Raw genomic sequence first — 385 nt, 5'->3', positions numbered from 1 at the left:
ATCCTGGTCCGCACGGCTGTTATAGCCGCCGGCGCCCTTGATATAATCGTCCAGATCCTTTTTTTTGCTCCAGAGCATGGCCTGGGGCATCATGACTTCACCGCTGACGAGGACCACGTCGCTCTTGGCCGGGATGACGATGACATCGCCATCTTCCAGCGTGATGTCGCCGATCTTCTGGCCGTCGCTCAGGACGACGACGCCTTCAGGCTCCACAGCCTTGGCCCGTTCCACGAATTTGGCGATCATTTCCGCTTCCTTGGCGCGGATCTGGGATTCCTCCGTACTGGCCGAAGAGGCGGTGAGGGCGGATTCCTCCAGACGGCGCAGGCTGTCGGCGATGGCTTTTTTCTGGCGGGCGGCCACGCTCTTGCGCTTGATGTAC

The 385-nt window shown here is 60.5% G+C and carries 1 pseudogene; it reads right to left on the bottom strand.

The features are described from left to right. A pseudogene (locus JWG43_RS19305) lies at positions 1-385 on the bottom strand (polysaccharide biosynthesis/export family protein); the annotation flags it as partial.

Source organism: Desulfobulbus alkaliphilus (genome assembly GCF_016918545.1).
Classification (GTDB): domain Bacteria; phylum Desulfobacterota; class Desulfobulbia; order Desulfobulbales; family Desulfobulbaceae; genus Desulfobulbus; species Desulfobulbus alkaliphilus.
This window is presented reverse-complemented; position numbering and strand designations above follow the sequence as displayed.